Genomic DNA, 23829 nt, shown 5'->3' on the forward strand with positions numbered 1-23829 from the left:
TGTGCAGGTGGACCCTGCCCGGGCGCGGTCACATGGGCTGGCCCAGGTACTGGTACGTCTGCAGCATGAGTGCCGCCGACCGCTGCGGATTCGGCACGGGATCCTGCTCGTACTTGCACAGCTGCAGCGAGGCGTTCCACACCGTCGACACCCGCTCGAAGCGCCGCGCCGTATAGGCGAGCAGTGCCTCCTCCACGTCGGGCTGGGCCTTCATGCATTGGGCGAGCACCACGGCATCCTCGATGGCCATGCCGCCGCCGGAAGTCATCTGCGGCGTCGGCGAGTGCGCCGAGTCGCCCACCAGCACGACCCGTCCGCGGTGCCACGGTGCAGGCACCAGGGTGACATCGAAGGGGCGGACCAGGACCTGCTGGGGCGTGGTGACTTGCGCCAGTGCATCCTGGATCACGGGGGCGGAGAAACCGGCCAGCCGCTCGCGCACGAGGACATCCAACTGATCGTCCGGCCAGTGCATGTGCTGGGCACTGTTCTCCAGGAAGAACAGATAGCACGCCTCTTTGGACGTGGGCAGCGCGCCCACGGCGCGCTTGCCGTCCGGCGAGCGGTAAAGACAGAAGCCATCGACCTCGGGCGGCCGGGGCGCATTGAAGCGCCAGGCACTCTGGCCGGCGAACCACACCCGATGCTCGGGTCCGAAGAACTGTTCCCGCAGCTTCGAATAGGCGCCGTCTGCCGCGACCACCAGGTCGTACGCCGCCTCGCGCCCATCGGAAAAAACGACTTCCACGCGGTCGCCGCGATCGCTCACGGACCTGGCGGTGAGGCCACGCTCCATCTTCGCTCCGGCCTCGCTCGCCGCGGTCTCGAGGATTCGGGCGAGTTCCGGACGGCGGATGCCGATGCCGGGTGGTGTCGCGTTCGACATGAGCAGCTTCCCGGCAGCGTCGTGTTGCTTGAACACTTCGAAGCGCAGGCCGCTGTCGAGACAAGGCTCGGCCAGGCCGATCTCCGCGAGGGCGCGCATCGTGTTGTGAAGCAGGCAGATGCCCGAGCCGACCGTCGACCTGACCGGCTGGATGTCGATGCAATGCGTCTCCAGGCCTGCCTTGGCCAGGGCGTAGGCCGCCGTCGCGCCGCCGATGCCGCTTCCGACCACCAGCACCCGCTTGGCTTTGTTCATGAGTGTCTCCTTTTCAATGACTCGATTCATGCCTGCGCTCTTGCCGCCTGCGCATCGGGCTGCGCGGCGCTGCTGCGCAATTGCAGATAGAAGCAGAAGGCAACGGCATCAATGGCGACTGCGGCCCAGCCGATGGCTCCGTAGCCGAAGAACTTGACCAGGGTTCCGCCGAGAACCGGGCCAATGGCCGAACCGATCATCAGCATCGCAGGCGTCGCGGAAAGGGCCCGCCCGGACGGATCCAGTTTGGCCAGTACCCCGAAGGTGAAGATGTGGGTGAAGATCACCGCAGAGACGAAGAAGGCGCCTGCCGCTGCATAGGCTGGGAACGCCGTGCTCGAAACCAGCGCCACCGCCAGAGCCGCCTGCGCCACTGCGCCGCCGAGCACGACCTTGCGGGCAGCCAGCTTGTGCTGGAGGAAGGCAGCGACGGCACCCGGCGCGAGGTTGACGATCCCCACCGCGATGAGCACGAACTGCAGATTGGACGGCGTGAACCCGCGATCGGCGCCCATCCGCTCCAGGAAGCTGAACACCATGGCCTGCGTCACGTTCATCAGGCTGATGCCGGCCATGGCGCACCATGCGGCCTTCGGCAGCGCAGCCGCTCTCGGAACATGCACCTCTGCCGCGACGCGGGTGGGTTGCACGTTCGGAAAGGCCAGGGCCGTGATGGCGCACGCCACGAGCATGATGCCGCCAAAGATGGCGAAGAGCCCAGGGCCTCCGACCGCCGCGACGATCTGGGGCGCGGCTGCCATGTAGGCAACGCCGAAGACACCCACCGCCACCTGCATGAAGCCGAACATCCGATGCGGATTGCGCGTGAGGGCGACGGTGCCATGCGTGATGCTTAACCCGACGCCGGTGGCCAGGCCGCCCAATGCATGCAGCAGGGCCAGCGTTTCGAACTGGTTGCTGCGCATGCAGGCCAGGAATGCAGCGGCCGAAGCGGCGTAGGCGACGGGGACGATCCAGCGGCCGCGCAAGCGGTTGAAACGCGGTGCCACCACCAGGCTCGCCGTGACGGCGCCCGCCAGGAACAAGGTCGCGAGCGCGCCTGCCTGCTGCGGGTCGAAGCCGAAGCGTGCGATGAGCGTGCCGACCCACACGGGCAGCGCGACGATGTCCACCATTCCCGCGCAATGCGCGGCCATCAGAGCGATCCGCGACCGCAGGTTGTCTGTCGAATTCATGGCAAGCCCCTTCGTAAGAATTTCACTCGGCAGCGCGTGGTGAAGTGATCCACAGCGCCCCCTCCTCGTCGCGCTCCACCCTCACAGGCGTGAGCGCTTGCCCCAGACACGGTCCCAGGGTGCAGACCCCGGTGTCGATGTCGAACACCGCACCGTGCCCGTAGCAGACGATCGAACGTCCGTCGGCGCTCAGGTAGGCGTCCTTTCGCCAGGCCAGCGGCGCGCCGTCCACATGCGGGCAGGCGTCCAACCAGCCCCTCACTTGGTCGCCGCGCCGGACCACGAACATGGGCTTGCGCGACGTGCCTGCGGCATCGAAGCCGCGCGCCGTCCCATCGGCGAGGTCATCGAGCCTGCACAGGTACGTTTGCATGCCGGCTCTTCAATGCGCCTGGCCGGCGGGCGGCGGGCCACCCGGCGCCCACTTCTCCCGGTGCTGGAACAGGAAGATCTGCGATTCATCAACCTGCATGGGTGCTTCGCGGGCGACCCAGGTGTCGTCGTGCAGGTCCATGTCCGCGTCGTACTCCACATGGCAGCCCACAGGGCTGTTGAAGTACCAGAACCAGTTGGACCCGAACTTGTGGCGGCCGGGGCCCCAGAAGCTCTGGTAGCCCTTGGCGACTAGACGAGAGCCGCATTGAAGCACCGCGGTCGGACCGGAGAGGTGGAAGGTGAAGTGCTCCACGCCCTTCATGAAAGCCGGCGTCTGGATCAGGAACAGCGTGTGGTGGTCCAGCGTTCCCGCGGGTTGCAGGAAGCTGCCGGCGTCGGTGAACCGGTCGGTGCAGCGGAAGCCCAGCCGGTCCATGTAGAACCTGGCGGCCTTGGCCTGGTCCGGCACGAAGTACACCACGTGCGAGAGGGTCAGGGGCCGGTGCTCGGCATCGGCGCTCGCCCCGAGGATGTTGGGGCCGCGGCCCGGCGGGCTGCCGGGCGAGTTCACGGCTTCACCCGGGACGTCGATCTTGCGGCGCACCGTGACCTGGAAGCCGAGAACGAAACCCAGGTCGTCGGACGCTTCGATGGAACCATCGGGCAGGCGCTTCACCTCGCGATCGCGGCCGAGTTCGTCGGCGATGGCGTCCAGCGTCTGACGATCCGCGACGCCGTAGATCGTCTTGCGCAGCATCGTTCCGGTTTCCATCGGCGCCGGCAGCGAGGGGTCGTCGCGGCGTGCGATGACGATCGAAGTGCCGTCGATCGCCTCGAAGCGCCCGCCGGATTCGCTGACGCCGACCGGCGTCAGACCGTAGTCGGTGAAGAACTGAATGCAGGCACCGACATCGTCGACGCCGAAGACCAGGGAATCAGGTCCGAGGATGTTCATCCTTGTTTCCTTTTCGAGAGTTGGAAGGCTCCGCGGCCAGCGGCTGCAGGTCTGAATTGCAGCGATACTATACGCATCGTCTCGATATAAGTTAAGGACAAACCCTTGTTGCCCCGCCGCGCTCGAAAGCTCCTCTGTGGCACCCCTCCCGCCAAACAGAGGGCGAGCGTCTCACGCGCCGCGCCTACGGGGTTTCCCCGGTATTTTCAATACGGCTCGTCTTGTATTATCTGCAACAACGATCAGGCGACTCGATGCAGGCGCCCCAACTACGGAGACGATCCATGACGATCTCGAGACGACAGGCGCTGGGAGCCGGCGCCGGGATGCTGATGACTGCTTTTGCTGGCAAGTCGCTGGCCGAGGACTACCCGAGCAAGCCGGTGCGCATCATCGTCGCCAACCCGCCCGCCTCCGGGCTCGACGCCGATTCACGCTTCTGGGCCGCGGGGCTCACGTCCTTGCTGGGGCAGCCGGTGTTCGTCGACAACCGCCCCGGTGGCGCGACGACGATCGGCACCTCGCTGGCTGCCAAGTCGCCTGCCGATGGCCACACCCTGCTCATCGGCATCCCGAGCTCGCTGTGCTACATGTCCGAGCTGTACACGAGGCTTCCGTACAAGCCCACCGACTTCGACGCCATCAGCCAGCTCACCACCTTGCGCAGCGTGCTCGTCGCCCACCCGAGCCTGCCGGCCTCGACGGCGTCGGAACTCGTGGCGCTGGCCAAGGCCAGGCCCGGAGCCATTCCCGCGGGAACCCTCGGCATCGGCACCTTCCAGCACCTGCTGGGGGAGTGGTTCGGTGCGATCACAGGAAGCAGCTACCAGTTCGTCCCGTACAACACGACCAGCCCCTACGCGGCGCTGCTTTCAGGCGAGACGCAGGTGATGTTCGACGCCCTGGCGGCATCCATGAGCAATATCCGGGCGGGCAAGCTGAAGGCGCTGGCGGTCACGGGCAAGAGCCGCCACCCTCTGCTTCCGAACGTGCCGACCTACGAGGAACTGGGCGTCGCGGACTACGACGCTTCGACATGGTTCGGACTGATGGCCCCCGCAGGCACGCCCAAGGCCGTGCTGGACAAGGTCGCCGCCGCATGCGCCACCTTGGCACGCAAGCCGGAGGTCGTTCAGAGATACCACGAGTACGGCGGCGAGCCCGTCGGGAGCACGCCCGCGGAATTCTCGGCCTACATCCGCGCTGAGCGCGCGAAATGGATTCCGGTGGTGAAGCGTTCCGGCATCAAGCTCGAATTGACCTGACGACGGAAGTGCCGAGCACGCCATCCCATGTCTCCCACACTTCGACTTCTCTGGTTCGTTCCTCCCCCTGTGGCCGTGGTGGCCGAGGCGTTGGCGCTCACGGCAGGCGTGGCCCTCCAGGTCGAGCGCAATCCGTCGTCCGACGCTCAGTTCGAGGCGCTGGCGTCCGGCCAGGCAGACGCGGTGGTCACGGCCATGGACAACGTCATGGACTGGAACCTGCGCCAGGGACCGCAGGATCTTTGCGTTGTCGCGCAGCTGGAGCGCACGACCCCGCTGACCCTTGTCGGGCAGCGAGGGCGCGCCAGGCTCGAGGACCTGCGCGCCGCCACCATCCTCGTCGACGCGCCCCGCAACGGCTTTGTCGTGGCCCTGCGCGCCATGCTGGCCGAAGAGGGAATTGGTCCGCAGGCCTATGCGCTGGAGCCAGTAGGCGGCGTGAAGGAACGGCACGATGCGATCGTCGCCGGGCGCGGCGACGCCACCCTGCTGGGCCCTCCTTTCGATGCCATGGCACTCGAGGCCGGCCTCAACCGCATCGCGACCGTGCAGGAGCGCTACGCCGCTTTCCCGGGGCAAGGCCTCGTGGTAAGGGCGGGCGCCCTGGAGCGGCTGCGCCCTGCTCTTTCCGCCTGGCTGCGCGGCCTCGAGAATGCGCGCCGGCGAACGGCCAGCGACCCGGAGGCGGCGCGACAAGCAATGGCGCGGGCAGGCTTCTCTGCTTCGGTGGTGGGTGCCATGCTTCGTGCCACGCCCGTCTCGCTGCGCCCGGATCGCACCGGAATCGAGCTTCTCATCGAGCAGCGCCGCCGCTGCAGCCTGCCCGGTGCCGACACCACGTACGAGCAGCTGGTGGATGTCTCGGCCCTGCCCGCGGGCTGAAGCTGCCTCGCGCGGGCACCTCAGGCGAGCTTGCGCTTCCTGGCGGGCACCGCGCCGGCCTCCTTCTCCGCCGGTGCCAGCATCTGCATGATCGCGGCGCAGTGGTCGTCCGCAAACTTCTTGTCCAGCGGCAGGTGCCGCATGAGAAGCCGGAAGTAGATCGGCGCATACAGGATGTCCATCTGCAATTCCGTTTCCTGGTCGGTGCGGAACTCGCCCAGGCGGCGCGCTTCTTCGACCACCTCGCGGACCACCGCCCGCCGCCCGTACCAGAAGCGTTCACGGAACTCGCGCAGCACATCCGGGTCGCCCTGGCCCTCGGCCATGATCTGCGAGACGATCCGACCCGACCAGCCGCTGTACTCCTCGACCAGCCGGTGGATATGGCGGGTGAGCGCCGCGCGCGGGCTGACATCCTTCGGCATGGGCGTATGGCTCACGTGGGTGTGCAGGAACGCCTCGATGACCACCGCAGCCTTCGAGTTCCACCAGCGGTAGATGGTGGCCTTGCCGACGCCGGCCTCGCGCGCGATCGACTCGATCGAGATCTGCTGCACGGGCGTCGTCTCCAGGAGCTTCAGCGTCGCATCGAGGATGGCCATGCGCGATGCATCGCTGCGCGCGCGCCCGGGAGGACGGGGGGCGGCCGGGCCCGGGGCGGTGCCGAGCCTCGCAGAGGAGGAGGCTGGGGAGCGGCCGCGAGCCTTGGCTGCGGCCCCTTGGGACGAGGTTCTGGTAGGCAAGGAATTCCCGATGGCTGCTAGGACGGCCCCATTATCTGGGACGGGGCACCCCGCCGCAGGGGACCGTCTCTGCGGACTCACACCTTCGCGCCGGGCTCAAGGTCCAGCAGCACGAAGGCCATGCGGCAAGGCTTGCCGGAACGGTTCGCCCAGCTGTGGTTGGTGGCTCTCTGGATCAGGATGTCGCCGGCGCGCATGAGCGTCTCGCCCTCGTCCATGAGCGCATGGATCTCACCCTCCAGGACGATCGCATAGTCCAGGGACTGCGTCTTGTGGAACCAGAAGTGGCGGGCGTTGCCCTTGTCCCGCACCCCATGGTCGTCGAGGAAGCGCGCCAGCTGAGCCGGCTCGTAGGTCTCATCGGGCGGGAAGTCGACCACGCGCAGGAGGGATCCCCCCTTGGAGTGAAAACCGAACGCCTGTCCGGCGGGAGCCGGATCGGGACCGGGCGCGGAGGCTTCGCCTGTCACCCACAGTACCTGGGCGAACGGCGTGTTTGGATCCGTCGTGTGATTCGGCGCCGGCCCATCCGACACGAAGATGGACCTGCCCTGCGCGTTCTCGCCGGTGACGATGCGGCGCACCGGTCGCGAATGCGCCTGGGTCTTCTCGTGTTGTTTCTCGATCGTTGCTTCAGTGTTCACGCCGAGGTCCTTTCTGGTGGCGATAGTTCAAGTTGTTCGTATGTCGGGGTGCACGATCAGACCGGGGTCGGTGTCGGCGGCCGCACGCACACATTGCGCTGGCGGCCCAGACCTTCGATCTCTGCGTCGATCACATCGCCGTCCCGGAGGAAGCGGTTGTAGTGCGTGCCGTTCCCCGCAGGCGATCCGGTCGCGACGAGGTCGCCGGGCCAGAGCTGGACATGCGCGGTGATGTACTCGATCTGCCGCGCCACATCGAACAGCATGTCGGCCGTCGATTCATCCTGCATGGTCTGCCCGTTCAGCTTCAGGGTGATCTGCAGCTTCTGCGCATCCGGCACGAAGCATGCGGGCACCAGGACAGGGCCGAAGGGCATGAAGCTCGGGGCAGACTTGGATCTCAGCCAGTCGGTGCCAAGCATCTTGTAGTCCGTGCGGGCGATCAGGTCCCGTGCCGAAACGTCGTTCACGATCGCATACCCGGCGACATGGTCGAGCGCCTCTTCGCGACGCACGTTCCGGGCCGGCCGGCCGATGACGACGGCGAGCTCCAGCTCCCAATCCGGCTTCTGGGTCGTTGCAGGGAGCAGGACCGGATCGAAGGCCCCCGTGATGGCCGAAGGCAACTTCGGGAACACGTACGGCTCGCCGTGCGCGGCCCGTTGGTCCATCATGTCTTCGGCCCACTTGCGCAGCGCCGGCCCCTCGAGACCTTCCGGCCCCACACCCATGTCGAGCGTGAGGTCGACGACGTGCTTGCGATAGTTGGCCCCGGTGCACAGCACCTGGCGCGGCAGGTCCACGGGGGGATGCACCCGCAGGCGGGACATGGGCAGCTCGAGCCCGTGCTTCGCGGGGATTCGCTCACGCAGCGCGCGCAGCACCGCCAGGTTGCGATCCCAATCCTGCAGCAGGTCCAGCACGGAAGCCCGCTCGGACCAACCGGCCCCGCAGCGCAGCGCCTGCGCATGCAGCGCATGCAAGGGCAGCACGCGATCCCCGATGCACATGGCAGCGAATCGTTCGCCTCGATCGTGCGAGAAGGTTCCCAGGGAAAAGGTCGTCATCGCCTTTCTCACATGAAAGGCTCGCGCGGCGTCGGCCACCAGGTGCCCTGCTCGCGCTGGCCCATGCGGTTGCGCAGGAGGCCCACGCCCGACACCTCCAGTTCCACGACATCGCCCGGGCTGAGGCTGCGGCCGAGTTCGAGCGCCGAGCCGTTGCCCATCGTGCCAGAGCCGATCACGTCCCCCGGCTGCACATGGTCGCCCAGCGACACGTAGGCGATCAGCTCCTCGACGCTCCACAGCATCTCCGAAGTGTCGCCCTCCCCCCAGGTCTCGCCGTTCACCCGAACGGCCATGCGGATGCGGTCCAGGTGCGGGAACTCGTCGATCGTCGTGATCCAAGGTCCGATGCCATAGGCGAAGTCCTTGCTCTTGGTCGGCCCCATGCCGATCGCGAACTCGTTGGCCTGCAGGTCGCGCGCCGAGAAGTCATTGAAGATCGTCACGCCGAACAGATGCGAGCGGGCGGTGTCGGGCGTGATGTTGTGGGCGGTCTGCCCCATGACCCAGCCGATCTCCAGCTCGTAGTCCATCTTCTCGGCGCGCGCCGGCCACGGCACCTCGGCCTCGTGCCCGATCACGGTCCAGGGGGAGCCCTTGAAGTAGCCGGGAACCTGCAGCAACGCCGGCGCGGGCGTGAGCTTCATGCGCTCGTGGAACTGCCGGATGTGCTTGACGAAGGTGAGGCCGTCGCGCACGACGGATGGGTCACACGCTGCGGCCCAATGCAGCCCTTCGAAGGGCTTCGAGGCATCGTCCCCGTGACGGGTCGCCGCCTCGTGCGCCGTCTCGAGGAACTGCTCACCGAGCGAGATGGCTGCCGACATGCTTTCCGGGAACACGGCCGAGGCGTAGCGCAGCGCCGCCTCGCGGCTGGCGCCGCGCGACTGCTGCCGCAATACCTCCGCCGCACGCAGATCGATGACACGGGACTGGTCCGGCAGCACCATGCAAATGCGTTGAACCGGACCATCGAGTCCCTGCACGACAAATCTTCCGAGCTTCACAGTGACTCCTGCAAGTTGATTATTGCGATACTGTACGTCTCGTTTCTAACTCGACTCTTTGGTGTTTACCCTAGGGATTGCAAGGGAGAGACTGTCCTCGCACCCCATTGACGCAGCCAAGGCCTGCGCCTATAGTAGAGACCGATACGGCTCGTATCGTAACAGATTCGGCAAGACGCGATCACGCAACGCGATTCCAGCCAGGCCTCCCCTCCTCCTTAACCCCTCGGCAGCCATTCCATGAGCAAGCGCCTCCCCGTCATCATTTCCTGCGCCCTGACCGGGGCCGGGGACACCCGAACGAAGAATCCCGCCGTCCCTGCCTCGCCTCGAGAGATTGCGGACCAGGCCATCGATGCCTCGCGCGCCGGTGCTTCCATCGTCCACATTCACGTGCGCGAACCGGAGACCGGCAAGTCCTCGACAAAGTTCGCCTACTACGAGGAGGTCGTGCAGCGCATCCGCGCCTCCCGCTGCGACGTGCTGATCAATCTCACGACGGGTCCGGGCACGATGCTGACGGTGCCGACCGATGCGCCGTTCCGGGTCGAATCGATCCCCGATGCCGAACTCATGACACCGCGCGAGCGGGTTGCGCACGTGATCAGGCTCAAGCCCGACATCTGCAGCCTGGACGTCGCCACCATGAGCTTCGGCGACGCGGTCTTCGTCAATCCCGCGAACCACCTGCGCGAAATGGCCTCGGAGATCCAGGCGTGCGGCGTCACCATGGAGCTGGAGGTCTTCGACTTCGGGCACGCCCGCCTGGCGAGTCACCTGATCGCGACTGGCGCCATCCCGAAGAGCGCCTACTTCCAGCTGTGCATGTCAGTGCCCTGGGGCGCACCTGCCACACCGACCGTCCTGGCCGAGATGCAGCGCCTGCTGCCGCCGGGCGCCCGTTGGAGCGCCTTCGGCGTCGGCCAAGACCAGTTTCCGATGGTCGCCATCGCCGCCATCCTGGGAGGGCACGTGCGGGTCGGCCTCGAGGACAACCTGTATGTCTCGCCGGGCAAGCTGGCGCGCGACAACGCGGAGCTCGTTGCCAAAGCGGCCAGGATCATCGGGGACCTCGGGTACGAAGTCGCCACGCCCGACCACGCGCGAACCACCCTGCTGGGGTGACCCGTGGAGCAGCGCGAGATGTCGGAAACCCTGTTGGAGGAGGACAACCCCACCCGAGCGTACGTGGCAGGCGCAGTGGCTTCCAGGCGCCGGTACGTCCCCCTGGAGGTCAATCCTGCCCTGGCCAGCCTGTCGGCCCTGTTGGTGGAGAGTGGGGAGAACGAACTGGTGATCAGGTTCACCGCACCACGACATGCCACGCAGGGCAACGGCGTGGTGGGCGGAGGCACGCTGGCGAACATGCTGGACCTCGCCATGGCGATGGGTGTCCTGTCGCAGCTGAAGCCTGGCTATACATGCGCCACCATCAGCTTGACCGTCAACATGCAAAGCGCTGGCCAGGAGGGTCATTTCATTGCGGTGGCGGGGGTGGATCGGGTCGGGCGGCAGATCGCTTTCGCACACGCGAAGCTGTATGACGCAGAGCGCTCCCGCCTGGTCGCGAGCGCGACCTCGTCGCTTGCTGTCGTGCCGGTACGGGCGTGACGGGCCGGTGCCCTCGGCTGCGTGCGAAACCGGCACGCAACGGGTTTCAGCCGTGTTCGCCGGAACTTCCTACAACCGCTGCAGTGCACCTCGACAAGTGCGCATCAATGCGCCATCAGCGTCCTTTGTCCTTGAAGAGGCCAACAAAGAGATCCCGCATCCACTGGTGTGCCGGATCCGACTCGAAGCGGCGGCTCCAGTGGCCAAGTCAATTCCGCGGCATCGCGAAGCCGAGGCTGAGGGACGGGAACCGCCGGCTTGGTTTCCAACCGGCATCGGGATTCCGAGGCCCAGAAGAAAGACGACGCGATCAAGAAGCAGTGGAGCACGGCAAGGCACAGGCCACTGGCCAGGCTCCAACCGCCGCTCCACGATGATCGTGGTTTTTGCTTCCGGACCCGCTAAAGCGTGCGACGTTGCCTCGCTCCCATGGGCACCGAGTTTTCGCAAAGAAGCCGTTCAACGTCCTCTTGCCAAACTGGCCGCAGCAGCACTCATTGCCACGCAGGAAATTCCGTCGCCGAGGGCAAGATGGGCCTTACTACGGACCTCGCCGCAGCACGGCCCGCTTGACGTCAATACAGCACTACCCTCCTCGGATTGACGCGCCGCGCTTCATCTGGTCGCGTCGACTGGTACATGGAAAACAGCGATCGCCGAACCGTGTGCGCAAGATTACCAAGGCTGCGGACATTTTCGACTAGGACGTTGGACTGGCGAAGATTCTCTAAACTTCGGCACCGCAGGAGTAGCTCAAGGAGCCCGACAGGTTCACGCGAAGACGCTTCCCCTTTTCCTGCCGGGAACACAGTGGGAAGGTGCGCCAGGCCGCGGCCCCGCGGAATCAGTTGGTCACAATCTTGAGACGAGGGATCATGTCCTTGAAGACCTTGTTGTCGCGTGCCATGACGGCCTTGAAGCCCTCGTCGTCGGCATAGACGTACCCGAGGTTCAGCTTCTTCAGGGCGTTCTGGAGTTCCGGTTCCTTCGCAATCTCCGCAACCGAGGTCCTGAGCATCTTCACGACCTCCGGCGGCAGGCCCTTCGGCCCCATGATGCCGCGCCAGGTTCCGATCGACAGGTCAACGTTCTTCTCCTTCATCGTGGGAACGTCCTTGAACTCGTCGAGGCGCTTGTCCGCCATCACCGCCAGGATGCGCAGCTTGCCGGCGGCCACGTGGGCGGCCACCTCTCCGGGGCTGGCAGTCACCGCATCGATCTGACTGCTGAGCAGCGAGAGGATCGACGGCGCGGCGCCCTGGTACGGGATGCGGTTGAACTGCAGCTGGGTCTTCTCTTCGAAGGCAGCGGCGGCGATGTCGTAGATCGACCCGTTGCCGGAGGTGCCCATCGCCATCCTGCCGGGCTCCTTGCGCGCCGCGGCGATGAACTCCTCGATGGTCTTGTAGGGCGAGTCGGCGCGCACGACGATCGACGCCGGATCGGCATTGAGCTGTGCGATCGGCGTGACGTCGGCGTAGGTGCGATTGAAGAGGTTGAGGTGCGGCAGGATCACCATCTCCACCGTGACGACACCCAGCGTGTAGCCATCCGGCTTGGCGTTCATCATGTAGGTCCATCCGATGCCTCCGCTGGCACCGGATTTGTTGACGACGACAACACCTTTCGGAAAGTGCTTCTGCGCCGCGACGCCGAATGCACGCGTCACCGCGTCGGTTCCGCCGCCGGGCTGGAAGGGAACGACCAGCTCGATCGGGCGGCTCGGGTAGTCGGCTGCGAGCGCGAGCCCTGGGGCGAGCGAGGCGGCGGCGAGCGCCATGGAGGCGACGAGGGTGCGGCGGTGAAATTGAATCATGGGTTTGTCTCGGTGGTGATTCGAAGCTTGAAGATCTCGGATCGCGTTCAGCGAACGAACTGGTCGACGTACTCGGCGCCCAGGCCGCAGGCCGTGTAGTGGGCACGGCACATGTCGATCTTGGTGAAGACGTCTTCGTAGCCGGTCTGGCGGCCGAAGGGATCGACATAGATCATGGCGCCCGTGATGTGGAAGAGCGTGATCATCTCGGGCACGTCCTCGGGCACGACCAGCGTATGCGTCTCGCCGGGCGGCTCGAAGACATACGAGCCTTCCTTCGCCTTCCAGTCGTGCTCCAGGTAGTGCCATGCACCGCGCAACACCACGCCATGCACCGGCGCCGGATGGCGATGCCGGCTCAACACGCCGGATTTGCGCACACGCAAGAGGTTGACCCAATAGCCCTGCACGGTATTGAGGCACAGCGGACGGAACCAGACGTTCTCCATCTGCGGCACCCACACGCGCTCATCCTCCGGGACGACTGCGGCGACGACGATCTCGTTCGCGACGCCTTGCGGAAACGGGAGCTGGTAGGGCATGCGAGACATGTCGAGCCCGCCGGCGCGCGAGGGGGCGGCGTCATCCGGAAGCGGTGCCGCAGGAAGGGTCGAAGTGTTCATCGTTGAGGTTCTCGTTGTTGGAAATCAGGCGACGAGATAGCCGCCGTCGACGGGCAGCACGATGCCGGTGACGAAGGCAGCAGAGCTCGAGCAAAGGAACATCACCGGGCCCGCGATGTCCTCGGGCCGGCCCCATCGGCCCATGGGGGTGCGAGATATCACCGCGGCACTGCGCGCAGCGTCGTCCTGCAGCCCCTGGGTCAGCGGCGTGGCAATCCATCCCGGCGCCACCGCGTTGACGCGGACGCCATCGGCTGCCCAGGCGATCGCCAAGCTCTTGGTCAGTTGCGCAATGCCGCCCTTACTGGCGCTGTACGCCGGCACCAGCCCGCCGCCGAAGAAGCTGAGCATCGAGGCGATGTTGACCAGGCTGCCACCACTCGCGGCCAAACGCTGCCGCGTCGCGGCGGCCACTCGCATCGCGCCGTTCAGGTTGATGTCGATCACTTGCCGGAACACCTCGGGGTCATGCTCCTCGCCGCGGCGGATGACACCGGCGGCGTTGACCACGATGTCCAGCGTCGGGCACTTCGCGACCACGCGGTCTATCGAGCTGGCGTCGGTCACGTCCATGGCCTCGAACGCGATCCCGGACGCACCGGGCGGCTCCTTGCCGATCAGGCCGGCGCCGGTGACGGCACAGCCTGCCTCGCGCAGCGCCTCGGCAATCGCGAGGCCGATGCCGCTCGTGCCACCGGCGACCAGCGCGGCCTTCCCACTGAAATCGAACAGCATCGTGCGGGCTTCCTATTTGGCGGCTGAGGCCTTGGCGCGCGCCAGCACCGCATGCGAGTACGGGCCAAGGACCGGCCCGTCGCCCGCCAGCGTGGTGCGCCGGAAAACGCGGCGGTAACGGGCCATGTCGTAGACCTCGGCCTTGTGGAGCGTGGTCCTGTTGTCCCACACGACCAGGTCGCCCTTCTTCCACTTGTGGAAGTAGCAGAACTCGGGTCGCGAGACATGCTCGACCAGTTGGCGATGCAGGGCCTGGCCTTCCTCCAGTGGCATGCCGCTGATCTCGTTGCCCGCGTTGGCGGTCATGAAGAGCGAGCGACGACCATCCGGATGAACGCGCACCAGCGGGTGGCTGACCGGGGGCACGGCGTTCTTCTCGAAGTTGGAGAGCGGCGGCAGCGAAGCGAACATCCGGCGGCCGTGCTCATACGAATGGACCATGTGCAGCGGCTCGATCCTGGTCTTCAAGTCGTCCGGGAGCGCTTCATAGGCCAGCGCCATATTGGAGAAGCCGGTGCGTCCTCCCACGGCGTCGTCGGGCATCACTTCGATGCCATACAGCAGCGAGGCGTATGCGGGCACATAGCGATAGGAGCTGTCGGTATGCCACAGCGCATTGACCTTCTGGAAGATCACGCGATGGTCGGTCTCGGGAAGGTGCTCGCCCTGTGCCGACACATTGGCCACGTTGTAGACGGTCGACGCGGCGACGGTCTTGTTCTCCTCCGGAAAATCTTCCAGCGAACCCCACTGCTCGGTGAAGGCAATCTGCTGCTGCTCGCTCAGCTTCTGGTCCCGAAAGCACAGCACGCCGTAGGTATCCAGTGCATCGCGAAATTCCTGGATCTGCTCAGGATCCATGGGCAGGGAAAGGTCGATTCCGGTGAGTTCGGCGCCCAGCGCCGGGTTGAGCTTCGTGACCACGGGTCGCGCGACGATTTCAGCTTGTTCCATATTTCCTCAGGGTGGACGGTGGACGGAGCGCCCGCCTGCTGCCTTGAAGATCAAGCCATCGCAGGGGTCGGAGAATTCTGGCATATCACTGGCATGCCAACTATATTCCAGTGCAATTGCCCACAATGCCCAGTTGGCAAGCTCGTAAACCCGAGTCCGGCGCCGAAGCCGGCGGCGCGCAAGGCACCCGTCCGAAATTCAGGCGTGTGGCAGCGTCTGCCTCGCGAATTCCACGAGGTGGTCGATCAGGCGATTGGAAGCCTGGGCCGCGCTGGCGGCGTCGCCCGCAGCAACAGCCCGAACGACTTCGACGTGGAATCGGGCGGTGACCGGTAGATGGCGCGGCGCATCGACGTGGAAGAACCAGAAGCGCCTGGAGATCGAATGGAGCCTCGCGACGGTTTCGGCCGCGACGGTGTTGCGCGCGGCGCGCGCGAGCAGCAGGTTGAGTTGAGCGTCGAGGCGCAGGAACTCCTTGATATCGAGAGCCTCTGCCGCTTGTTCGGTCGGCGCCACCAGTGACTGGATCGCCGCCTTATCTGCGCTGCTGCCGCGGCTTGCCGCCGCTGCGGCTAGAAGACGATCCAGCTCGCGTCGCGTTTCGAGAATCTCGAACTGCAGGCGCACATCGACAGGCGTCACCACCACGCCGCGCCGTGGCATGATCTGCACCAGATACTCGCGCGAAAGGCGATGCAATGCCTCGCGGATCGGCGTGGTGCCGATGTCGATCTGCCGGCTCAGGATGGCCTCCGATACAACGGAACCGGGTGCCAGTTCCAGCGTGACGATCATCTCCTCCAGTCGTCGATACGCTTCGCTTGTCAAGGTGTTCTGCGATCCGTCGCTGGAGGGGCTGACCGCCGTGCCGCCTGGATTGATCACGCTGTCCGCAGCGCTCGCCATCTTCATTTCCGCCTTTTGCTTATGCCCAGGATATCGGCAGCATCGTGCGGCCGACCAAGCCGGCGACTATAGCGATGGCAAGCTCGCGTCCGCCCGCCCCCGCGCGCACCGGGGCAAAATCGCCGCCTGTCCGGCACCCTTCGGAGCCGGCTCACCAGAGGAGGCGTGGCAGGTATGAAGAAGGCGGCGACGGCGACAGCCGGCACTGAAGTCATGAAGTCAGCGGTGGCCGTGCAGAGGCGAGTGACGGAGCAGGACGGCGCGGCCGCGACAACGCTCATGCAAGACGCGTATCGGCAGCTGGAGGAGATGATCGTCACAGCGGAGCTCGCGCCGGGCGAGGTGGTGTCAGAAGCGATCCTGAGCCGCCGCATCGGGATCGGCACCACGCCGATCCGCGAGGCATTGCATCGCCTTTCGCGGGAGTATCTGGTGCAGATCATGCCAAGGCGCGGCGTGGTGGTGACGCCTGTCGATGTGGGCCTGCAGTTTCAGGTGCTCGAGACCCGGCGCGAAGTCGACCGCCTGATCGCACGGTCTGCGGCCCAACGTGCAACCGCAGCCGAGCGAGAGGCCATCGCAGCCCTGGCGAAAGCCATCGAGGAAACCGTGGCGCACTCAGATGTGCGGGCCTTCCTGCGGCTCGATGCGCAGCGCAGCCGCTGCGTGGCCTACAGTGCACGCAACTCGGTCGCTGCAGGCATCGCCACGACACTTCATTCGGTCTCGCGCCGATTCTGGTTCTGTCATCTGCATGAGGATCGACAGTTACTCGATACGGCGCGCTTGCATCTGACGGTGGCCAAGGCCGTCGTGCTGGGCGATGCGGAGGCTGCCGGCAAGGCCTCCGACGAGTTGATCGACTACATGCTTGCGTTCGCCAAGGCCACGCTTCCGGGCGCGTCGAACCCGGGGCCTTAGTTCGAGGCACCGGCCTCTCCTCATTTCGCAAACGCTCTCGTCTGAACGAGATGAGCGACCAAGGGTTTGTCCTGACATTTGTGGCATGCCAGTAGTGTTCCAATAATGTTCCACGAGATAAATCGCATCGCAAACACGAAGTGAGACAAGGACCATGGCGCTGAGCATCTACCCCGTTGCATCCAACTTTGTGGCCGAAATCGGCGACGTTGACCTGTCGCGGCCGCTGTCGCTCGAAGACCGGGAAGCGATCAAGGAGGCGTTCTGGAAGTACGCCGTGCTGATCTTTCCGGAGCAGACGATGACGCAACAGCAACACGTCGACTTCGCGACGATCTTCGGCCCACTGGAAACCACCATCCAGAAGCACCGCACCGACGAGGCATTGCGCATTCGCGAAGACATCGCCGATGTCTCCAACCTTGACGCCGACAACAAGGTCTGGGGCGAAACCAGCCGCCAGCGCATGTTCCAGCTGGGCAACCGCCTGTGGCACACAGACAGCACCTTCCGCAAGATCCCTGCCAAGGCGTCGCTGCTGTACGGCCGCACGGTAGCGCCCATCGGGGGCCACACCGAGTTCGCCGATATGCGCGCGGCCTACGATGCACTGCCGGAGACGATGAAGAAGCGCATCGACGGCCTGATCGTGGAGCATTCGATCTTCACCTCGCGCGCCAAGCTGGGCTTCACCGCGTTCTCGGACGAAGAGTTCGCCGCGCTGCCGCCGGTGCCCCAGGTCATGGTGCGCACGATTCCCGAGAACGACCGAAAGTCGCTCTACTTGGCGTCGCACGCCGGCCGCGTGTTCGGCCTGCCCGACGCCGAGGCCGCCGAACTGCTGGAGACGCTGACAGCGCATGCCACGCAGCGGCAGTTTGTCTACACCCACCGCTGGCGCCAGCACGACCTGCTGATCTGGGACAACCGCTGCACCATGCACCGCGGCACGGAGTTCGACGACCTGCGCTGGAAGCGCGACATGCAGCGCGCCACCGTCTCGGAGCCCGCCAACTCATGCGAGATGGCCGGTGTGGCCGTTCCGGTCGAGGCCTGAACGATGGGTGACACCCTTCGCATCCTCGGCGCGCCGGCGCTGTACGTCCAAGGGCCGGACGCGTCCTTGCGTATCGGCGACATCGCTGCAGGACTGGGCCGGAACGTGCTGTTCGTCTCAGACGCCGCCGTCGAGCGCCTGTTCGCGCCGCGCGTGCGGCAAAGCGTCGAAGCCAGTGGGCTCGCGTTCTCGTCCGTCTCGTTCACCGGCGACCTCACGCCCGCCAGTGTGGAACGCATGGCCAGCGCCCAGCAGGCGTGGCAGCCGGAGGTGGTGATCGCCGCGGGTGGCGGCAAGGGTGTGGACGCGGGCAAGGCCGTGGCGTGCGCCCTCGGCACGCCGCTCATCACCTTGCCGACGTCGCCCTCGAATGACGGCCCCACCAGCCGCGTCTTTTTGCTCTACGACGAGCATCACCGTCTGCTGAGCGTCGAAAAGCTGCCGCGCAACCCGGACGCGGTCGTGGTCGACACCGCGATCCTCGCTGCGGCGCCGGTCGACTTGCTGGTCTCGGGCATCGGCGACGCGATCGTCAAGCGCTACGAGGCGGCGCAGTGCATTGGCGCTGCCGGGCTCAACCTGTTCGGCGGCCAGGCGACGCTGCTCGCGGCAAAGCTTGCAGAGACGTGCGACGAGATCGTGCGTCGTCATGCGGTCGCCGGCCTGGCCTCAGCGCGTGCCCGCGCGCCCAACGCGGCCTTCGAGGCGCTCATCGAAGCTTGCATCCTGCTGGCCGGCATCGGCTTCGAGGGCACCGGCTTGTCGGTCGCGCATTCCATGACGCGTGGCCTGACGGCCGTGCCGGAAACTGCAGGCGCCTTGCATGGTCGCCAGGTGGCCTACGCGTTGCTCGTCCAGTTCGTGCTTGAGAAGCGCTCCGATGCCTTCATGGCCGAGCAGTTCGACTTTTACCGCGCCGTGGGTCTGCCCACAGGCTTGCCCGAGCTCGGCCTTGCCGCGCCTTCTGCGCGGCAGTTGTCCACGATTGCCGCGCTCACCCTTACCGCACCGCACATCCGCAACTTCGAACGCCGGCTTTCGGAAGGCGACCTCGTCGAAGCGATGGTGCGTCTCGAGCAGCTCTGCGTCGCAGCGTGAGCCCTGCGCTTTCTGTCCTCGCCCGCCATCAACCTGGAATATATGAGGTACCCATGAACCGGTTCAAGAACACCCGCGCCCTCGTCTCCTCCTGCCTTGCAGCTGCGTGCTTCACGCTGCCGCAATTCAGCGCACATGCCGCCGAAATCACCTGGCGCTTGCAAAGCGTCGCCGGCGCCGGAACGACCGAATACAAAAATCTCGTCGAACGCTTTGCGAAGGAAGTGAATCAACGCACCGGCGGTCGCGTCGAAGTCAAGACTTTTCCGGCCGGCATGCTGATGAGCAGCGCCACTGTCGTCGATGCGGTGAGCAAGGGCACGCTCGATATCGGCCACACTTACCTTGTCTATTTCAGCGGCAAGGAGCCGGCACTCAAGGCGGTGAACGAATGGCCGGCCGAAGTCAATGCGCTTCAGGGCTACAACTGGTTCTACGAGGGCGGCGGCTCGGAGCTGATGCGCAAGATCGTGGCGCGGCACAACATGCACTTCCTCGGCGTTTCGCCCCTGCTGGGCGAGCAGATCTGGTCGAAGAAGCCGATCAAGGGCACCGACGATCTGAAGGGCCTCAAGGTGCGCGCGGCGGGCCTTGCCGCCGACGGCTTTGCCAAGCTCGGCGCTTCTGTCGTCGCCTTGCCCGGCGAGGAGGTCTACACCGCGCTGCAGCGCGGCGTGGTCGACGCCGTCGAGTTCACGACCATGCCGGTGAACTTCGGCCTCGGCTTGCAAGAGGTGGCGAAGTTCATCTCGGTGCCGTCGTACTCGGGTGGGGGCACGTCCGACTGGATCGTGAGCCAGGCCGCGTGGAACAAGGTGCCGGCCGACCTGAAGCCCAAGATCGAAGAGGCGCTGAAGGTCGCCAGCATGGACTACAACACTTCGGCGGTGGCCGAGGAGAAAGAGCTGATGGTCAAGCTCGAGAAGAGCGGCGTCACGCTCGTCAAATGGCCCGATAGCGAGATGCGCAAGATGGAAAACGCGCGCCTGGCCGTCATGAAGGACAAGTATGCTGTCGAATCGAAGGACTACGCTGAGAAGCTCGACTCGCAGCTGAAGTTCCTGGGGAAGCTCGGATACCGCGCGAACTGACGTTGGCCAGACTCCCCCATGCGGCAACTCTGCGACGCGATCGATCGCCTCAACGAATGGGTGGGCCGCCTGGCGGCCCTCTTGATCCTGCCCAGCCTGCTCATCACCATGATCGAGGTGGTTGCACGCTACGCGTTCAACAGCCCGACGGTCTGGGTCAACGAATCGGTGCAGATCCTGTTCGGCTTCTCCTTCCTGCTCGGCGGCGGCTACACGCTGCTGCACGGCGGGCACGTGCGGGTCGACCTGCTGCTGCTCGGCTTAAAGCCGCGCGCCCGCCGCCGGGCCGATGTGATCGGCCTGGTGGTCACGATCTTCTATCTCGCAGTGCTGCTGTGGTTTACCGGCGAACAGGCGCTCGACGCCATCGCCAGCCGCGAGCGCGCGGAGAGTCCGTGGGCGCCCTACATCTTCCCCGTCCTCACCGCCGCGCCGGTGGCCGCCGCACTCATGCTGTTGCAGGCGGTATCGCTGATCGTGCGCGCCTATGTGGATCCGGCACACGCGGTCAAGCCTGACAGCGGCGTCGCCGGCTGACTTTCTCTTCCACTGGGTATCAATCAATGGGTGTCGAACTCCTCACGGTCGTCCTGTTCGGGTCGCTATTCGCGCTCATCTTCCTGGGCGTTCCGCTGGCCTTCGCGCTCGGCAGCGTGGCCGTGGTGGTGGGCTATTTCGAATGGGGGCCGATGGCGCTGCACCTGCTGGCGGGCCATGTGAAGAGCGCCACCTTCAACTACACACTGGTCTCGATTCCGTTCTTCATGTTCATGGCCGGCATCCTCAACAAGGCCGGCGTTGCCAACGACCTGTATCACGCGATTCATGTGCTGTTCGGCCCGCTACGCGGCGGCCTTGCGGTCGGCACCGTGCTGGCTTGCACGATCATCGCGGCGATGAGCGGCGTGAGCGCGGTGGGCGTGCTCGCCATGGGTTCGCTCGCGCTGCCGGCGATGCTCGCGCGCGGTTACGACAAGCACATGTCGATGGGTACCATCCTCGCGGGCGGCGCGCTCGGCCAGCTCATTCCGCCGTCGGTGCTGGGCATCGTCTACAGCGGCCTAGCCAACCTCTCGGTCGGCCAGGTCTTCCTTTCCGGGCTGATGCCGGGCCTGTTGCTCGCCTCGCTTTTCATCGCCTACGTGCTGCTCAAGTGCTGGATCAACCCGGCGGCAGGCCCTGCAATGCCGGCCGAGGAACGCGCCCGCATCACCGGTCGCGAGCGAATCGCAAGCCTGCTGGGCATCGTGCCCGTGGCGCTGCTGGTCCTGGCGGTGCTGGGTGCCATGTTCACGGGCATCGCAGGCCCCACGGAAGCAGCGGCGGTCGGCGCGGTCGGCAGCATGGTGATCGGCTTCGCGCGCCGCAGTCTGCGCTGGGGCGACATCGCAGACGCGGCACGCGAAACCCTGAAGTCGACCTCGATGGTGATCTGGATCGCCATTGCGTCGCTCGTCTTCGTATCGGTCTACGCCGGCATCGGCGGCGACAAGCTGGTGCGCGGCCTGCTCATCGGTACGGACCTTTCGCCCTGGGTGGTGATGACGATCATGATGGTCATCCTATTCCTGCTCGGGATGGTGATGGACCCGATCGGCATCATCTTCCTGACCACGCCGATCTTCCTGCCCATCGTGGTGGCGCTCGGATTCGATCCCCTGTGGTACGGCGGCATGCTGATCATCAATCTTGAGATGTCCTATCTCACGCCGCCGTTCGGCTACAACCTGTTCTACCTGAATTCGGTGGCTCCCAAGGGCATCACGATGAAGGACATCTACAAGTCGTCGCCGCCCTTCATCGCGCTGCAGGGGCTCGGCTTGCTGATCTGCGCCTTTGCGCCGCAGGTCATCACCTGGCTGCCCAAGTACGTGCTCGGCCAGTAGGCGTCCATACCCCCTTCCACAAGAGGTTCGAACCATGGTCTCCCCGATCAACTACATCACGTCGGTCCAATTCGGCTTCGGTGCCATCGACATGCTGCCGCAGGAGTGCGAGCGCATCGGCATCCGGCGTCCCCTGGTCGTCACGGACGCCGGCGTGCGCGCGGCAGGCCTGGTCGATCGCGTGCTTGCACGCCTGGCCGACGCCAGCGCCGTCGCGGTGTTCGATCAAACGCCTTCCAACCCGAACGAAGCGGCGGTACGCGCCGCCGTCGCGCTGTTCCTCGCGCAGCGCTGCGACGGCGTGATCGCGGTAGGTGGCGGCTCTTCGATCGATCTGGCCAAGGGCGTTGCCGTTTGCGGCACGCATGAAGGGCCGCTGAAGAGCTTTGCGATGATCGAAGGCGGCCTCGCAAGGATCACCGCCGCAACGGCGCCTGTCATCGCGATTCCGACCACGGCCGGCACCGGCAGCGAGGTGGGCCGCGGTGCAGTGCTGATCCTCGACGACGGTCGAAAGGTGGCCGTGATCTCGGCGCATGTGGTGCCGAAAGTGGCCATCTGCGACCCCGACCTGACGCTCGACTTGCCGGCAAGGCTCACTGCTGCCACCGGCATGGACGCGATCGCGCACTGCATCGAGACCTTCATGGCCCCGGCCTTCAACCCGCCCGCCGACGGCATTGCGCTGGACGGACTATGGCGCGCGTGGGCGCACATCGAGCGCGCGACACGCGAGCCGCACGATCGCGAAGCGCGCCTGCAAATGATGTCGGCGTCGATGCAGGGCGCGATGGCGTTCCAGAAAGGCCTCGGGTGCGTGCACAGCCTCAGCCATTCGCTCGGCGGCCTCGATCCGAGCCTACATCACGGCATGCTGAATGCCGTGTTCCTGCCCGCCGTCATCGAGTTCAACGAGGCAGCGACCACGGTCAGGAACGAGAACAAGCTCGCCCGCCTGGCTCACGCCATGGGCTTGGCCGATTCGTCTTCCGTCGGCGATGCCATCACTGCGATGAACAGTCGTCTGGGTCTGCCAACGAGGTTGCGCGAAATGAGCGTCAGTGAAGCCATGTTCCCACGCATTGTTGAAGGCGCGCTGCAGGACCATTCGCACATGACCAATCCGCGTCCCGCCGAAGCCAGTGACTACGCACGGATGCTCACTCGTGCAAGGTGACCCATGACAGCGGTCCCTCCCGCTGCCAATCAAAGATCGGCGTAGTAGGACCTTGCAGCACCGGTGCCAGCCGGTCGGCGATCACATGCACGATCGAGCGCTGCGTGTCCGCATCGGTCGAGGCCACCGGCGACGCTTCGCCGATGCCCGTGGTGCCTTCGTCCGTGTGGATGCGCACGATGACATGATTGCCGGCCGCCACCGCGCCGGAGGCGATCGCCATGCTGCGCCGCAGCGGAATGGCGATCGGAATGGTCTCGACGCGCGCGATCTTCATCCTCTACCAGCGCCGATCGACTGTCAGCCTCAAGCGTGAGGCTTCGGAGTGACGCGAGTGTGAAAGGACTAGAGCGGCGCGCCGCGGGTGGCCTGCTCTTGCACATGCCAGGAAAGTTGCTGTCCGATCGGCCTCGCGAGGATCGACGGGTTCGATCGCTTGGTCCGGTCTACGTCCTCCAGGTCCCGAAGCTGGCTGACGACTTCCCTGCACAGATCATCGTCCCGGCCGTACTTGACCTGCAGCTTCGCGGCAAGGACTTCAAGGCTTTGCGAATAGCGGCTCATGCGTGCGCCCTCCTCGATGCCGTTAGCCTAGATGAATTTGGAAGGAGACAAAGCGGCATCGGCAACCGACTGTAAAGGCAGCACCAAGAGCGTTGCCCGGGCCGCCGCCGCGCTT

The 23829-nt window shown here is 65.6% G+C and carries 26 protein-coding genes; 11 read left to right on the forward strand and 15 right to left on the reverse strand.

Annotated features, from left to right (window positions below; translation table 11 throughout):
- Positions 1 to 28: 28 nt before the first annotated feature.
- From AC3A6X_RS05125 to AC3A6X_RS05140, 4 genes are read right to left on the reverse strand one after another with little or no spacing between them, the layout of a single operon-like run.
- A complete protein-coding gene (locus tag AC3A6X_RS05125) occupies positions 29 to 1141 on the reverse strand; it encodes an FAD-dependent monooxygenase (protein WP_487841141.1) in 1113 nt (370 codons plus the stop codon).
- Between the two features lie 26 nt (positions 1142 to 1167).
- The gene (locus AC3A6X_RS05130) at positions 1168 to 2337 is read right to left on the reverse strand and encodes an MFS transporter (RefSeq protein WP_487841142.1); all 1170 of its coding nucleotides are present in this window, start codon (positions 2335 to 2337) and stop codon (positions 1168 to 1170) included.
- A 22-nt stretch (positions 2338 to 2359) separates the two neighbouring features.
- Positions 2360 to 2710: a Rieske (2Fe-2S) protein gene (locus tag AC3A6X_RS05135; protein WP_487841143.1), complete on the reverse strand. Its 351-nt coding sequence runs from the start codon at positions 2708 to 2710 to the stop codon at positions 2360 to 2362.
- A gap of 9 nt (positions 2711 to 2719) precedes the next feature.
- Positions 2720 to 3667: a VOC family protein gene (locus AC3A6X_RS05140; RefSeq protein ID WP_487841144.1), complete on the reverse strand. Its 948-nt coding sequence runs from the start codon at positions 3665 to 3667 to the stop codon at positions 2720 to 2722.
- 284 nt (positions 3668 to 3951) lie between these two features.
- Here AC3A6X_RS05140 and AC3A6X_RS05145 point away from each other — a divergent pair, with 284 nt between their 5' ends.
- Positions 3952 to 4932 carry a Bug family tripartite tricarboxylate transporter substrate binding protein gene (locus AC3A6X_RS05145; RefSeq protein WP_487841145.1) on the forward strand — a complete coding sequence of 327 codons (981 nt, stop codon included), beginning with the start codon at positions 3952 to 3954 and terminating at the stop codon, positions 4930 to 4932.
- Positions 4933 to 4959: 27 nt separating this feature from the next.
- A complete protein-coding gene (locus tag AC3A6X_RS05150) occupies positions 4960 to 5814 on the forward strand; it encodes an ABC transporter substrate-binding protein (protein WP_487841146.1) in 855 nt (284 codons plus the stop codon).
- Positions 5815 to 5834: 20 nt separating this feature from the next.
- Here AC3A6X_RS05150 and AC3A6X_RS05155 read toward each other — a convergent pair whose 3' ends face one another.
- The 4 genes from AC3A6X_RS05155 to AC3A6X_RS05170 form a co-directional block, all read right to left on the reverse strand.
- Positions 5835 to 6416: a TetR/AcrR family transcriptional regulator gene (locus AC3A6X_RS05155; protein WP_487841147.1), complete on the reverse strand. Its 582-nt coding sequence runs from the start codon at positions 6414 to 6416 to the stop codon at positions 5835 to 5837.
- Positions 6417 to 6634: 218 nt separating this feature from the next.
- Complete coding sequence (locus tag AC3A6X_RS05160) at positions 6635 to 7201, reverse strand: cupin domain-containing protein (RefSeq protein WP_487841148.1); 567 nt, start codon at positions 7199 to 7201, stop codon at positions 6635 to 6637.
- A 56-nt stretch (positions 7202 to 7257) separates the two neighbouring features.
- Positions 7258 to 8307 (reverse strand): fumarylacetoacetate hydrolase family protein, encoded by a 1050-nt coding sequence (locus AC3A6X_RS05165; RefSeq protein ID WP_487841149.1) that lies wholly within the window; start codon positions 8305 to 8307, stop codon positions 7258 to 7260.
- Positions 8277 to 9254: a fumarylacetoacetate hydrolase family protein gene (locus tag AC3A6X_RS05170; RefSeq protein ID WP_487841150.1), complete on the reverse strand. Its 978-nt coding sequence runs from the start codon at positions 9252 to 9254 to the stop codon at positions 8277 to 8279. The genes AC3A6X_RS05165 and AC3A6X_RS05170 overlap by 31 nt, the downstream gene beginning before the upstream one ends.
- A 261-nt stretch (positions 9255 to 9515) precedes the next feature.
- Between AC3A6X_RS05170 and AC3A6X_RS05175 the strand changes: the two genes are divergently transcribed.
- Complete coding sequence (locus AC3A6X_RS05175; RefSeq protein WP_487841151.1) at positions 9516 to 10400, forward strand: beta-keto acid cleavage family enzyme; 885 nt, start codon at positions 9516 to 9518, stop codon at positions 10398 to 10400.
- 18 nt (positions 10401 to 10418) lie between these two features.
- Entirely contained in the window at positions 10419 to 10886 is a 468-nt protein-coding gene (locus tag AC3A6X_RS05180; protein ID WP_487841152.1) for a PaaI family thioesterase, read from the forward strand.
- 844 nt (positions 10887 to 11730) lie between these two features.
- Here AC3A6X_RS05180 and AC3A6X_RS05185 read toward each other — a convergent pair.
- The 5 genes from AC3A6X_RS05185 to AC3A6X_RS05205 all read right to left on the reverse strand — a co-directional run bounded on the left by AC3A6X_RS05185 (position 11731) and on the right by AC3A6X_RS05205 (position 15926).
- On the reverse strand, positions 11731 to 12702 hold the full coding sequence (locus AC3A6X_RS05185) for a tripartite tricarboxylate transporter substrate binding protein (RefSeq protein ID WP_487841153.1): 972 nt from the start codon (positions 12700 to 12702) through the stop codon (positions 11731 to 11733).
- 47 nt (positions 12703 to 12749) lie between these two features.
- Positions 12750 to 13253 carry a 2,4'-dihydroxyacetophenone dioxygenase family protein gene (locus AC3A6X_RS05190; RefSeq protein WP_487841790.1) on the reverse strand — a complete coding sequence of 168 codons (504 nt, stop codon included), beginning with the start codon at positions 13251 to 13253 and terminating at the stop codon, positions 12750 to 12752.
- A gap of 96 nt (positions 13254 to 13349) precedes the next feature.
- Positions 13350 to 14060 carry an SDR family NAD(P)-dependent oxidoreductase gene (locus AC3A6X_RS05195; RefSeq protein WP_487841154.1) on the reverse strand — a complete coding sequence of 237 codons (711 nt, stop codon included), beginning with the start codon at positions 14058 to 14060 and terminating at the stop codon, positions 13350 to 13352.
- Positions 14061 to 14072: 12 nt separating this feature from the next.
- Positions 14073 to 15014, reverse strand: coding sequence for a TauD/TfdA dioxygenase family protein (locus tag AC3A6X_RS05200; protein ID WP_487841155.1), 942 nt, complete (start codon positions 15012 to 15014; stop codon positions 14073 to 14075).
- 198 nt (positions 15015 to 15212) lie between these two features.
- A complete protein-coding gene (locus AC3A6X_RS05205; RefSeq protein WP_487841156.1) occupies positions 15213 to 15926 on the reverse strand; it encodes a GntR family transcriptional regulator in 714 nt (237 codons plus the stop codon).
- Between the two features lie 168 nt (positions 15927 to 16094).
- Here AC3A6X_RS05205 and AC3A6X_RS05210 point away from each other — a divergent pair, with 168 nt between their 5' ends.
- The 7 genes from AC3A6X_RS05210 to AC3A6X_RS05240 all read left to right on the forward strand — a co-directional run bounded on the left by AC3A6X_RS05210 (position 16095) and on the right by AC3A6X_RS05240 (position 23150).
- On the forward strand, positions 16095 to 16841 hold the full coding sequence (locus AC3A6X_RS05210; protein ID WP_487841157.1) for a GntR family transcriptional regulator: 747 nt from the start codon (positions 16095 to 16097) through the stop codon (positions 16839 to 16841).
- A gap of 154 nt (positions 16842 to 16995) precedes the next feature.
- Positions 16996 to 17898: a TauD/TfdA dioxygenase family protein gene (locus AC3A6X_RS05215; protein ID WP_487841158.1), complete on the forward strand. Its 903-nt coding sequence runs from the start codon at positions 16996 to 16998 to the stop codon at positions 17896 to 17898.
- Between the two features lie 3 nt (positions 17899 to 17901).
- A complete protein-coding gene (locus AC3A6X_RS05220) occupies positions 17902 to 18996 on the forward strand; it encodes a glycerol dehydrogenase (RefSeq protein ID WP_487841159.1) in 1095 nt (364 codons plus the stop codon).
- Positions 18993 to 20087, forward strand: a complete 1095-nt coding sequence (locus tag AC3A6X_RS05225; RefSeq protein ID WP_487841160.1) for a TRAP transporter substrate-binding protein — start codon at positions 18993 to 18995, stop codon at positions 20085 to 20087. Before AC3A6X_RS05220 ends, AC3A6X_RS05225 begins: the two co-directional genes overlap by 4 nt.
- 18 nt (positions 20088 to 20105) lie before the next feature.
- Positions 20106 to 20624, forward strand: a complete 519-nt coding sequence (locus AC3A6X_RS05230) for a TRAP transporter small permease subunit (protein ID WP_487841161.1) — start codon at positions 20106 to 20108, stop codon at positions 20622 to 20624.
- A gap of 26 nt (positions 20625 to 20650) precedes the next feature.
- Entirely contained in the window at positions 20651 to 21973 is a 1323-nt protein-coding gene (locus tag AC3A6X_RS05235; RefSeq protein WP_487841162.1) for a TRAP transporter large permease, read from the forward strand.
- 34 nt (positions 21974 to 22007) lie between these two features.
- Positions 22008 to 23150: an iron-containing alcohol dehydrogenase gene (locus AC3A6X_RS05240; protein WP_487841163.1), complete on the forward strand. Its 1143-nt coding sequence runs from the start codon at positions 22008 to 22010 to the stop codon at positions 23148 to 23150.
- On the opposite strand, the gene AC3A6X_RS05245 is transcribed toward AC3A6X_RS05240, so the two are convergent.
- Positions 23134 to 23427 carry a hypothetical protein gene (locus AC3A6X_RS05245; RefSeq protein ID WP_487841164.1) on the reverse strand — a complete coding sequence of 98 codons (294 nt, stop codon included), beginning with the start codon at positions 23425 to 23427 and terminating at the stop codon, positions 23134 to 23136. The two genes, AC3A6X_RS05240 and AC3A6X_RS05245, sit on opposite strands and share 17 nt — an antisense overlap.
- A 68-nt stretch (positions 23428 to 23495) precedes the next feature.
- Complete coding sequence (locus AC3A6X_RS05250; RefSeq protein ID WP_487841165.1) at positions 23496 to 23714, reverse strand: hypothetical protein; 219 nt, start codon at positions 23712 to 23714, stop codon at positions 23496 to 23498.
- Positions 23715 to 23829 lie beyond the last annotated feature (115 nt).

It is taken from the genome of Variovorax sp. Soil_C_12 (assembly GCF_057657375.1).